This window comes from Variovorax durovernensis (assembly GCF_977011995.1).
Map to the genome: position 1 here is coordinate 838252 of NZ_CDRNCW010000002.1, position 15504 is coordinate 853755.

The 15504-nt window shown below is 65.8% G+C and carries 14 protein-coding genes; 5 read left to right on the plus strand and 9 right to left on the minus strand.

The genetic code is table 11. The annotated features are described in order from the left end of the window. From ACWV14_RS35990 to ACWV14_RS36005, 4 genes are read right to left on the minus strand one after another with little or no spacing between them, the layout of a single operon-like run. Positions 1-1281 (minus strand): TRAP transporter large permease subunit, encoded by a 1281-nt coding sequence (locus ACWV14_RS35990; RefSeq protein WP_454908608.1) that lies wholly within the window; start codon positions 1279-1281, stop codon positions 1-3. Next, positions 1278-1841, minus strand: coding sequence for a TRAP transporter small permease (locus ACWV14_RS35995; protein ID WP_454908609.1), 564 nt, complete (start codon positions 1839-1841; stop codon positions 1278-1280). The genes ACWV14_RS35990 and ACWV14_RS35995 overlap by 4 nt, the downstream gene beginning before the upstream one ends. Before the next feature lie 46 nt (positions 1842-1887). Further along, positions 1888-2334 carry a type II 3-dehydroquinate dehydratase gene (locus tag ACWV14_RS36000; protein WP_454908610.1) on the minus strand — a complete coding sequence of 149 codons (447 nt, stop codon included), beginning with the start codon at positions 2332-2334 and terminating at the stop codon, positions 1888-1890. Between the two features lie 20 nt (positions 2335-2354). After that, entirely contained in the window at positions 2355-3356 is a 1002-nt protein-coding gene (locus ACWV14_RS36005) for a TRAP transporter substrate-binding protein (protein ID WP_454908611.1), read from the minus strand. 137 nt (positions 3357-3493) lie between these two features. Here ACWV14_RS36005 and ACWV14_RS36010 point away from each other — a divergent pair, with 137 nt between their 5' ends. Then, positions 3494-4276, plus strand: a complete 783-nt coding sequence (locus ACWV14_RS36010) for an IclR family transcriptional regulator (RefSeq protein ID WP_454908612.1) — start codon at positions 3494-3496, stop codon at positions 4274-4276. A 25-nt stretch (positions 4277-4301) separates the two neighbouring features. Then, complete coding sequence (locus tag ACWV14_RS36015) at positions 4302-5318, plus strand: TRAP transporter substrate-binding protein (RefSeq protein ID WP_454908613.1); 1017 nt, start codon at positions 4302-4304, stop codon at positions 5316-5318. A gap of 65 nt (positions 5319-5383) precedes the next feature. Here ACWV14_RS36015 and ACWV14_RS36020 read toward each other — a convergent pair whose 3' ends face one another. The 3 genes from ACWV14_RS36020 to ACWV14_RS36030 form a co-directional block, all read right to left on the minus strand. Beyond that, positions 5384-6883: a tripartite tricarboxylate transporter permease gene (locus tag ACWV14_RS36020; RefSeq protein ID WP_454908614.1), complete on the minus strand. Its 1500-nt coding sequence runs from the start codon at positions 6881-6883 to the stop codon at positions 5384-5386. 10 nt (positions 6884-6893) lie between these two features. Next, the gene (locus tag ACWV14_RS36025) at positions 6894-7316 is read right to left on the minus strand and encodes a tripartite tricarboxylate transporter TctB family protein (RefSeq protein WP_345891203.1); all 423 of its coding nucleotides are present in this window, start codon (positions 7314-7316) and stop codon (positions 6894-6896) included. Positions 7317-7465: 149 nt separating this feature from the next. After that, entirely contained in the window at positions 7466-7801 is a 336-nt protein-coding gene (locus tag ACWV14_RS36030) for a phage integrase family protein (RefSeq protein ID WP_454908615.1), read from the minus strand. 302 nt (positions 7802-8103) lie between these two features. Here ACWV14_RS36030 and ACWV14_RS36035 point away from each other — a divergent pair, with 302 nt between their 5' ends. Continuing rightward, the gene (locus tag ACWV14_RS36035) at positions 8104-9081 is read left to right on the plus strand and encodes a succinylglutamate desuccinylase (protein ID WP_454908616.1); all 978 of its coding nucleotides are present in this window, start codon (positions 8104-8106) and stop codon (positions 9079-9081) included. Positions 9082-9173: 92 nt separating this feature from the next. Then, complete coding sequence (locus ACWV14_RS36040) at positions 9174-13544, plus strand: DEAD/DEAH box helicase (RefSeq protein ID WP_454908617.1); 4371 nt, start codon at positions 9174-9176, stop codon at positions 13542-13544. A gap of 39 nt (positions 13545-13583) precedes the next feature. On the opposite strand, the gene ACWV14_RS36045 is transcribed toward ACWV14_RS36040, so the two are convergent. Continuing rightward, positions 13584-13880, minus strand: a complete 297-nt coding sequence (locus ACWV14_RS36045) for a type II toxin-antitoxin system RelE/ParE family toxin (RefSeq protein WP_454908618.1) — start codon at positions 13878-13880, stop codon at positions 13584-13586. A gap of 10 nt (positions 13881-13890) precedes the next feature. Further along, complete coding sequence (locus ACWV14_RS36050) at positions 13891-14205, minus strand: CopG family ribbon-helix-helix protein (RefSeq protein WP_454908619.1); 315 nt, start codon at positions 14203-14205, stop codon at positions 13891-13893. Between the two features lie 117 nt (positions 14206-14322). Between ACWV14_RS36050 and ACWV14_RS36055 the strand changes: the two genes are divergently transcribed. Beyond that, a complete protein-coding gene (locus tag ACWV14_RS36055) occupies positions 14323-15486 on the plus strand; it encodes a PDDEXK nuclease domain-containing protein (RefSeq protein ID WP_454908620.1) in 1164 nt (387 codons plus the stop codon). Positions 15487-15504 lie beyond the last annotated feature (18 nt).

Genomic DNA, 15504 nt, shown 5'->3' on the forward strand with positions numbered 1-15504 from the left:
TCAGCCCCCGAACCATCGGGCCGGCACCGTCACCAGTTGCGGGAACAGCACCATGACGAACATGATTGCGAACTCGGCCGCCATGAACGGCAGAACGCCGCGGGTGACGTCGTCCATCTTCATCTTTCCGACGCCTGCAACGACGTTCAGCACCACCCCCACCGGCGGCGTGATGAGGCCGATCGAGTTGTTGATGATGAACATCACGCCGAAGTAGACCGGATCGATGCCCGCGGCAATGACGACCGGCATCAATACCGGCGTCAGGATCAGGATGGTGGGCGTCATGTCCATCGCCGTGCCCACGGCCATGACCAGCAGCATGATCGTGATCATCAGAAGGATCTTGTTCCCCATGAAGGGCTGGAGAAGTCCCACCACTTTGGACGGCAGGTCCGCCACCGTGATCAGCCAGGCGCTGACCATGGCCGCCGCAATCAGGAACATGACCACGGCGCTCGTCTTCGCGGCGCTCACGAACACCTTGTAGAGCTCACCGAAGCTCAGCTCGCGGTAGATGAAGGTGGCGACAAAGAATGCGTAGACGGCGGCGACCACGGCAGCTTCCGTCGGCGTGAAAACCCCCATGCGCAGGCCGACCAGGATGATGACGGGCAGCATCAATGCCCAGCCGGCATCCCGCGCGGCCTTCATGACTTCGCGTGCCGGCTTGCGCGGCGGCGGCTGGATCTTCTCGTGCCGAACGAGCCATGCCCAGGTCACCCACAGTGCGCCGCCGATCAGCAACCCCGGCACGATGGCCGCCATGAAGAGCTTGGAGATCGAGACATTGGCGGCAACGCCGAATATCACCAGGCCGATGCTGGGCGGAATCACGGGGCCGATGATCCCCGTGGCGGCGATGAGGCCGCCTGCCCGCGCCTTGTCATGGCCCGCCCTGACCATCATCGGCAGCAGCAGTGCGGTCAGCGCGGCGGCGTCTGCGACGGCCGAGCCCGACAGCGCCGAGAGCAGGCAGCCGGCCATGATGGTCACGTAGCCGAGGCCTCCCCTCACATGCCCGACCAGCGCAAGCGCAAGGTCGACGATGCGCTTGGACAGGCCGCCGGCATTCATGATCTCGCCGGCCAGCATGAAGAAGGGAACCGCCAGCAGCGGAAAACTGTCGGCACCGCCGATCACGTTCTGCGCGAGGATCTGCGCATCGAACAGATCGAGATGCCACATCAGCGCCACGCCGCATGCGAGCAGCGAGAACGCGATGGGAATGCCCATCGCCATGGCCGCGAGCAGGGAGCCCACAAAGACGAGAATGGTCATTTGCGCGCTCCTGGAGCCTCATCTTTCGATCCGAGGATCTGCTTGAGCTGGACGGCCTCCTCCGACTCCTGGATCATCACGAGCTCGTCGTCGGCGATGCGCCCCGTCAGCAGCCGAAGCAGATCGAGCGCCAGGATGAACCCGGCCAACACCGAAAACACCACGCCGGAGGCATAGACGATGGCCATCGAAGCGCCGGTGACCGGTGCCGTGACGTCCCAGTTGATGCGTGCCTGCGCCACGCTGCCCTGGAAGAGCAGCCAGACGATGTAGAGCATGACCACGTGGCCCACCGCCAGGCAGATCTTCTTGCCGAGGGGCGGCAACTTCTGCACCACCATGTCCACGCCCAGGTGGCCGTGCTCCTTGAGCGCGACCACCGCGCCAAGGAAGGTCATCCAGATGAAGAGCCAGCGCGACACCTCTTCGGACATGGTGATGCCCGAATTGAAACCGTACCGCAGCACCACGTTGCCGAACACGAGCACCACCATGACCACGAGCGCGGCGGCGATCAGTGCCTCGATGCCGGCACAGCACCGATCGATCCATTGATTCATCTTGTTTTCTCTGTGGCTGTCCGTCGACGCCGGACAGCATGGTGTTTCAGGAGGCGGCCGCCTTCTTCTGCATATCGACCAGTGCGCGCAATGCCGCCAGGTAAGAGTGCGGCCCCAGGCCTTGCACCGTACCTTTCACTGCCGGCGAGATGATCGAGTGCGCACGCCAGGTTTCGCGCGCGGCGATGTTCGACATGTGCACCTCGATGGTCGGAAATGGCATGGCCTTGATGGCGTCGTGCAACGGCACGCCATGCTGGGTGAGCCCTGCGGGGTTGACCAGCGCACCTTGGGCATCGTCGATGTGGGTATGCAGGAAGTCGATGAGATCGCCTTCGTGGTTCGACTGGATCGTCTCCAGTGTCACGCCGAGTTCGCTCGCCAGCGCTTGCAGCTGGGCATTGATTTCCGCAAGCGTGGTCTTGCCGTAGATATGAGGCTCGCGGCGCCCGAACAGGTTGAGGTTCGGGCCGTGGAGAACGAGGATTTTCATGAGAGCAACTGTGCGGGCGGTCATTGTTTGCGGATGCGGGCGAGCTCGTCGTTGTAGAGCTTGACGATGCCGGGGTCGTATTGCGACGCGAACTTGTCGATCGCAGGCTTGGCGATCTCGCGCATGCGCACTTGCTCCGCCGTGCTCACTTCGTTGAACTGCGCGCCCTTGGCTTGCAGGTCTCCGATCGCCTTCTGGGCCGCGGCGCGGCTGACCTGCCGCTGATAGCCGCGCGCCTCGTTGGCCGCGTCATTCATCATCTTCTGCTCGGCGGCGCTCAGCGAATCCCAGAACTTCTTGCTGACCAGCACGATGTTGGCCGCGTACACGTGGTTCGTGGCGCTCACGAACTTCTGCACCTCGAAGAACTTGTTCGACAGGATCACCGAATAGGGGTTCTCCTGGCCGTCGACCGCTTTCGACTCGAGGGCGCCATAGAGCTCGGCGAAAGGCATCGGCACCGGATTGGCCTTGAAGGACTTGAAGGTTTCAAGGAACACGGGATTGGGAATGACCCGGATCTTCAGGCCCTCGAGATCCTCCGGCTTGGCAATGGGGCGCTTGCTGTTCGTCACGTTGCGAAAGCCCAGGTCCCAATAGCCCAGGGCGACGAGGCCCTTTTCCGGCAGCTTGGCGATCAGCGCCTGCCCCAGCGGGCCGTCGAGCAATGCATCGGCCTGCGCGAAGTTGTTTACCGAGAAGGGGAAGTCGACCAGGCCGAATTCCTTGACGATGCCTGCAAGCGAGGTGGTGGCAGGTGCCGACATCTGCTGCACGCCGCCTTGCAAGGCGGACTGCTGCTGCATCTCGTTGCCGAGCTGGGAGGCCGGGTATTCCTGCACCTTCATCTTGCCGCCGCTCTTGGCGGCGAGCAGCTCGGCGAAGCGCTTCACGCCGAAGCTCACGGGATGGTCCGCGTTGTTGAGATGGCCGAAGCGGATCACCCGCTCCTGCTGGGCCCAGGTCGGGGCGACAAGACCGATGCACAGGCCGGCGGCGGCAAGCGTTCGAAGAAGTTTCACGGGGGTCTCCAGAGGAATGCAGAAAAGTCTGACCGGCCCGATTCTGATTTTTTCGGAAAATCTTTCCATAATGGAAATCCCTTCCCGTGATCTGATAGAGTGATGACGTCGCAACGTCACGCAACCGGAGACATGAAATGAGCGAAATGCTGGGACGCAGCTTCAAGGTCTTGGAATACCTGGCGGAGCATCCGCACGGCGTTGCACTGTCCACCGTGGCCAGCCAATTGCAGATCCCCCTGAGCGCATCGCACCGATTGCTGACAGAGCTGATTCGCTGCGGCTACGTACGCCAGGACCTGGCCGACGGCCACTATGTGCTGACCATCAAGCTCGTCTCCGTCGGCTTGTCGTTCCTGAGCAATTCGGGGATCGTGGACGTGGCGCAGCCATTGCTCGACCAGCTTGCAGCAACCTCCGGCGAACTGGTGCGCCTGGCGGTGGTCGATGGCGAAGACCTGACCTTCGTGGCCAAGGCGCAAGGGGCAACGCACGGACTTCGCTACGACCCGGACATGGGGCTGTCGGTCACCTTGTCTTGCAGCGCAGCCGGACACGCATGGCTCTCGACCATGAGCGAGGACGATGCCGTGGCGCTGGTGGCCAAGAAGGGCCTGGGCAAGCCCGAAGACTACGGCCCGAAGGCGCCCACCACGCTCAAGGCGGTGATGACCTATGTGAAGGCGGCCCGCCAGCGTGGCTTCAGCATGATCAACGAGGTCTTCGCACCGGGAATGACCGCCATGGCCGCGCCGGTCTTCGCTTCCGGCGGTTCAGTGATCGGTGTCATCACCATCGCGGGCCCCGCTGTCAGGCTGACGCAGCAACGCATGGAGGCACTGGGCCCCGCGCTGCTCGGCACGGTCGAGGAAGTCGCACGCGCCAGCGGTGCTTCGGCACTGTTCAAGAAAAGAGCATGAACGACATAACGAGGAGACAAACGCCATGAAGAAGATTTCGATTCACAGGCTGCTGGCAGCCGCTGTTGCGGCCACGGCTGTTCTTGCCGCATCAGGTGTGGCCGCACAGGTCAAGGAGCGCACGCTCAAGTTCGCGTTCCAGAACCAGGCCGGCCATCCGCAGGCGCTGGGCGCGCAGAAGTTCGCCGATCTCGTGGCCGCCAAGTCCGGCGGCAAGATCGCAGTGAAGCTGTTTGCCGGCGGCGTGCTGGGCGGCGACCTGCAAACCGTGTCGGCGCTGCAAGGCGGAACCATCGAACTCACGGTGCTGAACGCGGGCATCCTCTCGGCGCAGGTGAAGGAATTCGCGGCCTACGACTTGCCGTTCCTCTTCAACAGCGCCAAGGAAGCCGATGCGGTCACCGACGGTCCCTTCGGCCAGAAGCTCATGGCCAAGCTGGAAGACAAGGGCCTGTACGGCCTGGGCTACTGGGACCTGGGTTTTCGCAATCTCACCAACAGCAAGCGGCCGATCACGAAGGCGGACGACATTGCGGGCCTGAAGATCCGCGTGATCCAGTCGCCGATCTACATCGACCTGTTCAGCGCACTGGGCGCGAACGCCACGCCGCTGCCGTTTCCCGAGCTCTATCCTGCGCTCGACCAGAAGGCCGTCGATGGCCAGGAGAACCCGAACACGACCATCCTGTCGTCGAAGTTTTCCGAGGTGCAGAAGTACATCACCCAGACCCGGCACATCTACAACCCGCAGGCGCTGCTGATCAGCAAGAAGACCTGGGACGGCATGAGCGCGGAAGAGAAAAAGATCATTGCGCAGGCGTCGGCCGAATCGACGCAGTTCCAGCGTGCAGCCTCTCGAGGCGCCGCCGATGGCGCGCTCGATGCCTTGAAGAAGGCGGGCATGGTCGTTTCCGAAATTCCGCCGGAAGAGACTGCGAAACTGCGCGCCAAGGTCCAGCCGGTGATCGACAAATACTCCGCATCCGTGGGCGAAGCCACCGTCAGGGAGTTGATGGCTGAAGTCGAGAAGGCCCGAAAGTAGCGAGCTCGTCGGCAGGATGGCACCGCATCGGCCTTCGCAGGCCGTGCGGGCATCGCATCAGGAGGTCATTTCGCCTCGATGGCGACTCTCTTGCGTGCCTGGAGAACGAACGAGACGACCTGCCACACGACGAAAACCGCGATCAGGCTCAGCAGCGTGCCGCTGATGGGGCGGCTCACGAAGGAGCCGAAGCTGCCGCGGCTCAGCAGCATCGCGCGGCGGAAGTTCTCCTCCAGCATCGGTCCGAGGATGAAGCCGAGCATGAGCGGCGCGGCGTCGAGCTCGAGCCGCATGAACATGTAGCCCATGAGACCGAAGGCGGCAGTGATGAACACGTCTTCCAGGTTGTTGTTGACGCTGTAGGTGCCGATGCAGCAGAAGAACAGGATCGACGGAAACAGCACGGCGTACGGGATCTTGAACACCGACAGCCAGTAGCGCACCAGCGGCACGTTCAGCACGAGCAGGAAGACATTGCCGATCCACATGCTGGCGACCAGGCCCCAGAACAGGTCGGGATGGCTGCCGATCATGTTCGGTCCCGGCTGGATGCCCTTGATGATGAAGGCGGCCAGCATCAGCGCCATCACGGCGTTCTCCGGAATGCCGATGCTCATCAGCGGAATGAAGCTCGTGCGCGCTGCCGCTTCGTCGGCGGCAGCCTGTCCGGCCACGCCTTCGATGCAGCCGGAGCCGATCTCGTGCTTGTACTTGCTGACCTTCTTGTCGATCGCGTAGGCCGCGAACTGCGCGATGGTGGGGCCGCCGCCGGGCAGGATGCCCAGGAAGGAGCCGATCACGCTGCCCCGCAGGGCGCTGGGGATGATCCGCATGAACTCTGCCCGGGTCGGGATGAGATTGATCTTGCCGTTGAAAGGCGAACGCTCTTCACGTGAATCGAGGTTCTTCGTGATCTCGGCGATGCCGAAGCAGCCCAGCGCAATACTCACGATCCCGACGCCGTCCACCAGGAATGGCAGGTCCAGGGTGAAGCGCTGCATGCCGCTGTTGACGTCGGTGCCGATCGTTCCCAGCAGCACGCCGATCATGCACATGGCCAGGCCGTTGAGCAGGCTGCCCGTGGTGACGAAGCTCACGCACACGAAGCCCACCAGCATCATCGCGACGTAGTCGGCGGGGCCGAACAGGAAGGCGACCTCGCCGAGCACCGGTGCCAGGAAAGTCAGCACCAGGATGGCCACCGTGCCGCCGATGAAACTGGAGAAACCGGCCGTGAACAGCGCCAGCCCCGTCTGCCCCTTGAGCGTCATCGCGTACCCGTCGATACAGGCCACGATGCTGCTGGCATGCGGGATCTTCATCGTGATGGCGCTCACGCTGTCGCCGTACTGCGCGCCGTAGTAGATGCCGGCCAGCATGATGAGCGCGCCGGTCGTGGGAATCGAGTAGGTCAGCGGCAGCAGCAGGCTGATGGTTGCCAGAGGGCCCAGGCCGGGTAGCAGGCCGACCAGCGTACCCACGGTGCAGCCGATGGCGCAGAACATCAGGTTCTGCCACGTCAGGGCGTGCGAAAAGCCGAATGCGAGATTGTTCAGTACTTCCATGATCGTTGCCTCAGAAGAGTGGCAGGTTCAGGCCGAGGAGCTTCTGCAGCGCCAGTGCCATCACGATCAGGCCGGCCGAGACCTTGACGTTGCGCACCCACGAGTACGAGCTGCCGGCGAACGCCGAGCAGAACACCATGAAGACGATGCCCGCGATCATGTTCAGGAAGGTGGAGATCAGCGCGAACCCGCAGAGGCTTCCGAGGATGAGCGAGATGTTCTTGAAGTTGAAGTCGAGCTTCACCGGCGCGACGAAGAACGACCGGATCACGGTCGACACGCCGATCACCAGCAGCATCGCGCTGACCATGGCCGGGAACAATCCCGGCCCTGCGCGACTCAGGTCTCCAATGGGGTAGCGAAGCGCCGTGAGGCCGAAGGCCAGCGCGATTGCCATGAGGAAGAGTCCTCTGACAAGGTTCCTGTTTTTCATAGTTCCCGATTTACTGGGTTGTCCAAAGTCACCGGCGCGGATGAATCCGCCCCGGCCCCGTCTCCATCCGGGCGAAACCCGGACGGACGGATGCTCTCGGGCGTACCTGAGCGTTGTCTGACGCTGCCGTAAGGGGAACTACGTATCTTTCAGGGAGCAGAAAACCAGGGCAAGTTTGCGGCCGGCCGTGCCGGTGCGTGGCGGCCGGGCCTGTGCCTGTGTGCCTGCAGGTTGTCCAGGTCCACCTGCATGCCCATGCTCTCCTGCTGTTCATGCAACCACCGCACCAGACGCTCGGCGCGCCTGACACCGATGCCTCGCACCGGATACCACCACGTCGTTCCGGTGTCGTTGATCCTTTGCACCAATTGCCCGAGCGTGCCGAAGCCGGCCTGTTCAAGTCGTTCGGACAACAGCGGGTCGAACCATGCGGCCACGCTGTCGTGTGCCTGAGGTACGTTGCCGAGCGATTGAAGCGTGTCCATGCGATGTCCCTGCGCGATGTGTGACAGCCCCCGGGCGCGAGTGCGGTGGTGACTTGCACGCCCAGGGGATTGCATGCTTCTTTGCATGGGCCGTGCCAAATGCCGGGACGTTGATCCACAAGGACATTCCTGGCGGGCTGGTCGACGGGTGTCGTCCATTCAGACAAACTGCGTGATCAATATCCGGACACATGCATGACAGGCGAACAGGGTTTACCAGGGTACCCGGGCATAGTGGCGCTCGACCTGGAGGGCCGTCGTGTCAAATACCTGGACATCGTGCAATTCGCCAACATCAAGGAATGAGCTTGTCAGCGTCCACCTTCGAACTTCTCCCGCCCGACATTTCCGCCTGGCGCGCCGGCAACACCGGCACCGAAGGCGTCTGGCATTTCGACTCCGGCCAGGCTGGGTACCGCGTGATGATCAGCGCGCTGGTGCACGGCAACGAGGTGTGCGGCGCCTGGGCGCTCAAGGGTCTGCTGGACGCGGCCGTGCGCCCGCTGCGCGGCAGCCTGACGCTGGCCTTCTGCAACCTGGAGGCCTTCGACAGTTTCGATACGGCCGATACCGACGCCTCGCGCTTCGTGGACGAGGACCTCAACCGCCAGTGGTCCATTGACCGCCTGGAGGCGGGCGGCACGCGCGAACGCCGCCGCGCCGCGGCTTTGCAGCCGCACGTTGCGCAGGCCGACTGGTTGCTGGACCTTCATTCGATGCACGAGCCGTCCGCGCCGCTCACGCTCACCGGCATGCAGCCGAGAAACCTCGCGCTGGCGCGGCAGCTGCGCAGCCCCGAGCACATCGTGATCGACGCGGGCCACAAGGACGGCGTGCGCATGCGCGATTTCGGCCGCTTCGGCGCGCCCGACGCCGACCCGCAAAGCGATGCACTGGCGCTGCTGGTCGAGTGCGGGTTCCATGGAGACTCGGCCAGCCGCACCGTGGCGCAGGACCAATGCGCCCGCTTCCTGCGCGCCGCAGGCACGCTCGACGATGCAGCCATTGCACGGGCCCTGCCCGGCTGGCTGCAGGCCGATGCGCCGCGCCAGTGGGCCCTGGACGTCACCGGCCCGGTGGTCGCGCGGGGCGAGGACTTCCGCTTCGCCCGCCCCTTCACCGGGCTGGAGGTGATAGCGCAGGCGGGCACCGTGATTGGCTGGAGCGAAGGCGAGCCCGTGACCACGCCTTATGACGACTGCGTGCTCGTCATGCCGTCGACCCGCCAGGCCAGGCCCGGCGTGACGGTGGTCCGGTACGCGCGCCGCCGGCCGCTCTGAGGCCAGTTGAGATCGGGCGCAATGCCCCGATCTCTTCAGCCAGGACCTGCCGCATTTGCGCTTGCCAGGCGCCTGCCGTAGCCTTTTGTCCCGTGCCCCTGCATTCATTCCATCCCGCCGTCTCCCGGTGGTTCCTGCGAACCTTTGCCGGGCCCACGTCCGCCCAGGCCGAGGCGTGGCCGGCGATCCGGGCCGGGCGCGACACGCTGGTGGCTGCGCCCACCGGCTCCGGCAAGACGCTGACCGCATTTCTCGCAGCGCTGGACGATCTCGTGCGCCGGGGCCTCGAACCCGGCGGCCTGCCCGACGAGACAGCGGTCGTCTACGTGTCGCCGCTGAAGGCGCTGTCGAACGACATCCGCCTGAACCTGGAAGCGCCGCTCGCGGGCATCCGCGCCGAACTGGCGGCGCTCGGACTGGCCGATGTCGACATCCGCACCGCCGTGCGCACCGGCGACACGCCGCAGCGCGAGCGCCAGCAGAGCCTGCGCCGGCCGCCTCACGTGCTGGTGACCACGCCGGAATCGCTCTACGTGCTGCTGGGTTCGGCTTCCGGACGGCAGATGCTCAGCACCGTGCGCAGCGTGATCGTCGACGAGATCCATGCCGTCGCCGCGAGCAAGCGTGGCAGCCACCTGGCGCTGTCGCTGGAGCGGCTGCAGGCGCTGTGCGCGGCGCATTCGGGCACACGACCGGTGCGCATCGGCCTGTCGGCCACGCAAAAGCCGATCGACGAGGTGGCGCGCTTCCTGGTGGGTGCGGGCGCGCTGCGCGCGGATGGCACGGCCGACTGCGCGGTCGTCGACATCGGCTATGCCAAGCAGCGAGATCTGGCGCTCGAGCTGCCGCCCACGCCGCTGGAGGCCGTCATGTCCGGCGACCAGTGGACGCAGGTGTATGCCCGCGTGGCCGAGCTGGTCTGGCTGCACAAGACCACGCTGGTGTTCGTCAACACGCGCCGCATGGCCGAGCGCGCGGCGCGGCACCTGGGCGACATTCTCGGCAAGGAAGCGGTGGCCGCGCATCACGGCAGCCTGTCGAAGGAAACGCGGCTCGACGCCGAGCAACGCCTCAAGCGCGGCGCGCTGAAGGTGCTGGTGGCCACGGCCTCGCTGGAACTGGGCCTGGACATCGGCGACGTCGACCTGGTCTGCCAGATCGGCTCGCCGCGCGCCATTGCCACCTTCCTGCAGCGCGCGGGGCGTTCGGGCCATGCGGTGGGCGGGGTGCCGAAGGCGCGGCTCTTCCCGCAGTCGCGCGACGAACTGGTCGAATGCGCCGCGCTGCTCGACTGCATACGCCGCGGCGAGCTCGACGCCTTGCGCATACTGCCTGCGCCGCTGGACGTGCTGGCCCAGCAGATCGTGGCAGAGACGGCCTGCCGCGAATGGGACGAGGACGAACTCTTCGCGCTGGTGCGCCGCGCCTGGCCGTACGCGCGGCTCACGCAGGAAAGCTACATGGACGTGGTGCGCATGGTGTCCGAAGGCTTCACCACGCACCAGGGCCAGCGTGCCGGCCATGTGCACCGCGACGCGGTGAACCACCTGCTTCGCGAACGAAAGGGCGCCCGCATGACGGCGCTCACTTCCGGCGGCACGATCCCAGAGACCGGCGACTACACGGTGGTACTGGAGCCGCAGGCCGACAAGATCGGCACGGTCAACGAGGACTTCGCGATCGAGAGCCTGGCGGGCGACGTGTTCCAGCTCGGCAACACCAGCTACCGCATCCTGAAGATCGAGCCGGGGCGCGTGCGGGTGGAAGACGCGCATGGAGTTGCGCCCAACATTCCGTTCTGGCTCGGCGAGGCGCCGGGGCGCAGCGACGAACTCTCGTCCGGCGTGTCGCGCCTGCGCGGGGAAGTGGCGCAGGCACTGGAAGCCGGTGGTCGCGACGATGCCATGCGACTGCTGACGAAAACGCTCGATCTCGACGAAGAGGCCGCACGCCAGATCGTCGAACACCTGGCGCATGCACACGCGGTGCTCGGCGCGCTGCCTACGCAAAGCACGCTGGTCATGGAGCGCTTCTTCGACGCCTCGGGCGGCATGCAGCTGGTGATTCATTCGCCTTTCGGCAGCCGGCTCAACCGTGCGTGGGGGCTGGCGTTGCGCAAGCGCTTTTGCCGCACCTTCAACTTCGAGCTGCAGGCAGCGGCCACGGAGGACGCCATCGTGCTGTCGCTGTCCGCCAGCCACAGCTTTCCGCTCGACGAGGTCGCGCGCTATCTGCATTCGGCCTCGGCGCTGCACGTGCTGATACAGGCATTGCTCGATGCGCCGCTGTTCAACGTGCGCTGGCGCTGGAACGCGACCACGGCGCTGGCGCTGCCGCGCTTCAGCGGCGGGCGCAAGGTGGCGCCGCAGTTGCAGCGCATGCGCTCCGAAGACCTCCTGGCGGCCGTGTTCCCGGACCAGGTTGCATGCGCGGAGAACATCGTCGGCGAGCGCGAAGTGCCCGCGCATCCGCTGGTCGCGCAGACGCTCGACGACTGCCTGCACGACGCGATGGATGCCGACGGCTGGCTTGCGTTGCTGCGCCGAATGGAATCGGGCGAGGTGAAGGTGATCGCGCGCGACCTGCCGGCGCCCTCGCCGCTCGCGATGGAAGCGCTGAATGCGCGCCCGTACGCCTTCCTCGACGACGCGCCGCTGGAAGAGCGCCGCACGCAGGCCGTGCAGAACCGCCGCTACAGCGACCCCGAAAGCGCCGACGATGTCGGCCAGCTCGACGCCGATGCCATCGCCAGCGTGCGCGAGGAAGCATGGCCGCAACCGCGCAACGCCGACGAGATGCACGAAGCGCTGGGCATGCTCGGCGCGCTGGGCGACGACGAAGTGGCCCGGCAGGCGGACTGGAAGCCCTGGCTCGCGACGCTCGCCAAGGCAGGCCGCGCCACGCGCCTGCTGTGCGAAGGCAAGGGGCGTGCCGCGCGCGGCCTGTGGGTGACGGCCGAACGGCTGCGGCTGCTGCAGTCCGTGACGCCCGACGCACCGCTGCAACCCGCCATCACCCCACCCGCCGATGCCGAACAACCGCCGGACCGCGATGCCGCCCTGCGCGAGCTGCTGCGTTCGCGCCTCGGCGGCCTGGGTCCGGTGACCGTGGAGCAGCTGGCCGAACCGTTGTTCCTGCAGCCTGCCGATGTCGAAGGCGCGCTGCTTGCGCTGCAAGCCGAGGGAAGCGTGTTGCAGGGCCGCTTCACGCCCGGCACGGCGGCCCTCGAATGGTGCGAGCGGCATCTGCTGGCGCGCATCCACCGCTACACGCTCAAGCGCCTGCGCCGCGAAATCGAGCCGGTGGAGCCGCGCGACTTCGTGCGCTTTCTCTTCGAGTGGCAGCACATCGGTGCGGCCGCGCGGGTGCGCGGTCCGGAGGCGCTCTCGGGCATCCTGTCGCAGCTCGAAGGCTACGAGGCACCTGCGCCGCTGTGGGAGGCCGAGTTGCTGCCGGCGCGCGTGGCCGACTACGCCGGCGCATGGCTCGACGACCTGTGCACCGCCGGGCGTGTGCTGTGGACGCGGCTGCGTCCCAACGCCACGGAGAGCCGCAAGGGCGCGGGCAGTCTGTCGCTGCGCGCCACGCCGGTTGTGCTGCTGCCGCGTCGCAGTGCCGCGCTGTGGACCGCGCTGGCACCCGCCCCGGTCGACGACGAACACCTGGGCTCGCGTGCCGCGCGCGTGGCCGCCCACCTCGCGCAGCACGGTGCCTGCTTCTTCGACGAGATCGCTGCCGGCACGCGGCTGCTGCCGGTCGAGATCGAGGAGGCGCTGGCCGAACTGGTCGCCAAGGGCCGCGTGCGTTGCGACAGCTACGCCGGCCTGCGCGCCTTGCTGGTGCCGGCGTCGAAGCGCGCCTCGGCCGACACGCGGCGCCGCCGCCGCGCGCCGCTCTTCGGCATCGAGGATGCGGGCCGATGGACGCTGGTGCGGCCGCCCGCCGCCGAAGCCTTGGCAACCGCTTCCGCAGAGGCTATCGAGCAGGTCGTGCGCGTGCTGCTGCGCCGCTACGGCGTGATCTGCTGGCGCCTGCTGGAGCGCGAGGCCGCATGGCTTCCGCCGTGGCGCGACCTGGTGCGCGTGTGCCGTCGACTGGAAGCGCGCGGCGAGATTCGCGGTGGGCGCTTCATCGCCGGCGTATCGGGAGAGCAGTTCGCGTTGCCTGAAGCCATCGCGTCGATGCGTCTGCTGCGCCGGCAGCCGGGTGACGGCGCGCTGATCGCACTCGCGGCCAGCGACCCGGCCAACCTGCTGGGCACGCTGGTGCCGGGGCCGAAGGTGCCCCGCGTGGCGGGATCGCGCGTGGTGTACCGCGACGGCGTGCCGATCGCGACCAGCGTGGCCGGAGAGGCCACGATGCTGGTCGCGCTCGATGCGGCACAGACGCAGTCCGCCCTGCGTGCGCTGGCGCTGGATGCGCCGCTGCGTTTCTCGGAACTGGCTACGCTGCAGCTTGAGTGAGTCTTGGGCTGTCTGCGCCGGGCGTGCTTGGGACGAGAATTAGTAACCTGCTTCGCGCTGGTGCCGCACAGACAAGATGGTCACTGTGTCGAGTTCGTCGTCGTATCTATACAGTGCGACATAGCCGCCGCTTCCGAAGTTGATTACCCACTCGCGGTAGGGGAGCGCCATCTCTTCAACCGGCCGACCTACCCCAGGCTGCAAAGTCAGTACCTTGACTCCCGCACGTATGGCCTTGATGGCACGCCGAGCGGCATCCGGATTCCTGGGTGCCAGGAAGCGGTACAACCGCTGCACATCGCTCAGCGCGCTGGGCGCCCAGATCAGTATCCCCATTCACGGGAGCTCAGGAGTGGGCGGACGGAGGATCGACCTCTTCGCCAGCCTCCAGTTTGGCCAGCCAAGCATCGGCCTCATCGCCTGTCACGTGCAAACCCGTGGCTTCGTACTCTTCCCAGGCTTTGATTGCATCTTCACGCATGCTTTGGCGCTTTTCCTCGCGGTCCACGTACTGAGCAATAGCCTCGCGCATGAGCCAATGCGGCGCACGATTGCGCACCTCGGCCAGACGCTTGAGGCGCACCTTCAATTGAGGGTCGAGCTTGACCGGTGTCGGGCTACCGGATGGAGAGGTAGAGCGAGCAGAAGCGCCAGTAGTCATAGGTAATACTCTAGCTGCTTTTAGTGGTGTCGGGCAGTCGGACGGTCTTGATTCCGCAGGCCGATACCAGGCGGCAGCTCCAGCGAGCCGGCGGATGCAAGGCACTATATTCCCCAGGTGCCCACCACCACTGCTCCCACCCTGTTCGACTACGCCCGCTTCGTCGAGGATCTGAAACACCGCATCGATGGAGCGCGGCTGTCGGCCGCGCGGGCGGTCAACCGTGAACTGGTGGCGCTGTACTGGGACATCGGGCAGGCCATCCACGAACAGCAGGCGCGCCGCGGATGGGGCGATGCGGTGGTCGACCGGCTGGCGCGCGACCTCAAGACTTTCTTTCCCGGGACGGCCGGTTTTTCGGCGGCGAGCCTCTGGCGCATGCGCCAGTTCCACGAGATCTACACCGCGCCGGAATTTCTCGCACAGCTTGTGCGAGAAAACGAGCGCGATGCCAAGCGCCCCCGGGCGTCGAAGGCGCTCGCGGTCACCGGCGATCGACAACTCGCACAGGCTGTGCGAGACATGGTGGAGGCCGTGCCCTGGGGCCATCATGTCAACCTGCTGTCCAAGATCGACGACCCCGGCCAGCGGCTTTTCTATCTGAAGGCCACCGCGCGCTTCGGCTGGAGCCGCAACGTGCTGCTCAACCAGATCAAGGCGCAGGCCTACGAACGGTCGCTGGCCGAGGGCAAGGCGCACAACTTCGCACTGGCGCTGCCCGAGCACCTCGCCGAGCAGGCCGAGGAAGCCCTCAAGAGCAGCTACAACCTGGAGTTCCTCGGCATCCGGCGAGAGATCAGGGAACGCGAGCTGGAAGACCACCTGATCGACAGGCTGCGCGACTTCATCCTCGAGCTGGGCTACGGCTTCTGCTTCGTCGGGCGCCAGTACCGGCTCACGCTCGGGCGCAAGGAGTACTTCATCGACCTGCTCTTCTACCATCGCTTTCTCAAGGCGCTGGTGGCCATCGAACTGAAGATCGGGGCCTTCGAGCCGGAGTTCGCCGGCAAGATGGACTTTTATCTCAACCTCCTCAACGAGAAGGAGCGCGCGCCGGACGATGCACCGTCCATCGGGATCATCCTGTGCGCCGAGAAGGACAACCTCGAGGTGGAGTTCGCGCTCAAGAGCAAGTCGAACCCGATCGGCGTGGCTGAATATCACCTCCAGGGCCGGCTGCCGGCGGAGATGAAGGGCAAGCTGCCCTCCCCGCGCCAGTTGCAGGAGGTGGTGCGGGCCAGCTATCCCGGGCTGGCCTCGCGGGATCGGAGTTCCAGATAGTTCGGCCGACGCAGGCAC